This is a genomic window from Oleiphilus sp. HI0043 (genome assembly GCF_001634935.1).
This window is the reverse complement of the sequence record NZ_LWEY01000235.1, coordinates 1-1449: the sequence shown is the minus strand read 5'-3', so window position 1 is coordinate 1449 and position 1449 is coordinate 1. Positions and strand designations below refer to the sequence as shown.

1 protein-coding gene and 1 pseudogene are annotated in these 1449 nt (G+C 43.8%); both read right to left on the bottom strand.

The annotated features are described in order from the left end of the window. The coding region (locus tag A3729_RS03700; protein ID WP_197475528.1) for a 6-phosphofructokinase at positions 1-437 on the bottom strand (437 nt) is incomplete at its 3' end. A gap of 217 nt (positions 438-654) precedes the next feature. Next, a pseudogene (gatB, locus tag A3729_RS03695) lies at positions 655-1449 on the bottom strand (Asp-tRNA(Asn)/Glu-tRNA(Gln) amidotransferase GatCAB subunit B); the annotation flags it as partial.

The following is a 1449-nucleotide window of genomic DNA, read 5'->3' as shown; positions in this document are numbered from 1 at the left end:
TCGTTATCTACGGTTTTTGGCACACCGATACAAGTAATCGGGTAACCCATTTTTTCACTTAGTTGAGAAACCTTATAAGCTGTATCTTGAGAGTCGCCGCCGCCATTATAGAAGAAGTACCCAATATCATGAGCTTTGAATACTTCGATCAGACGTTCATATTCACGCTTGTTCTCATCAAGGTTTTTCAGTTTGTAGCGGCAAGAACCAAATGCACCGCTTGGAGTGTGCTTTAGTGCGGCGATATCTTCGATGCTTTCCAGACTGGTGTCGATCAACTCTTCACGGAGTGCTCCAATGATGCCGTTACGTCCAGCGTAAACCTTACCAATTTTGTCTGGGAATTGGCGAGCTGTTTCGATTACGCCACAAGCTGAAGCGTTGATTACGGCAGTTACGCCACCTGACTGTGCGTAGAAAGCATTTTTGATAGTCATTGAATATCCTATTCTTCGATAAAAATGAAAGGTTTCATAAATTTCGCGCATCATACTGCATTTTTATGAAAGTTTCATGAGCCTGATTACTAATCAGTCGGTATCAGTCTTAAAATAAAAACTGTTGACAATTAACCTTGGCGATTCGTATCGAAAGTATAAAAAAGTGAGAGCGGTGCACTCTCACTTCTACTGTTATTCAGGTCAAAAATTAAAGCTAGCTATTAAGTTTCTTGGCAAGAATCTGATTGAACAGTTTAGGGTTTCCTTGTCCTTTAGAGGCTTTCATTAAAGGCCCCATAAATCCGCCCATAAGCTTTTTACGCTTTTTGTCATCGGCCTCTTTATACTGTGCAATCTGATCAGCCATGCCAGCGAGTACTTCGTCAACCAATGCTTCTAGCGCACCGGTATCAGATACCTGCTTTAGACCTTGTGATTCAATAATTGCGTCAACATCATCACCAGATTTTTCCCAAAGTGTATTGAATACTTTCTTTGCACCTGAAGACGACAAAGTGTTGTCTTTAACTCTAAGCACCAGTTGCCCAAGTTGCTCTGCACTGATAGGAGAATCTTTTAAGGAGATGCTGTCGCTGTTGAGTCGCGCGCTTAGCTCTCCCATTGTCCAGTTGGCAGAAAGCTTAGCGTCACCTGAAATGCTACTGGCTGTCTCGAAATAATGAGAAAGGTCTGCCTGTGCTGAGATCAAGCCTGCATCGTAACTTGATAAGCCGTATTCGGCGCAGAACCTTGCCTTTCGTGCATCAGGAAGCTCTGGCATCTCAGTTTTAATCTGATCAATAAACTCGTCAGACAATTCGACAGGAAGCAGGTCAGGGCATGGGAAGTAGCGGTAATCGTTTGCTTCTTCTTTGCTACGCATGGAGCGGGAGATATCTTTCTCTCCATCGTATAAGCGGGTCTCTTGCGTGATGCTGCCGCCATCTTCAAGAATATCTATCTGACGCTCAACCTCAAGGGCGATCGCCTTTTCCATGAAGCGGAAGGA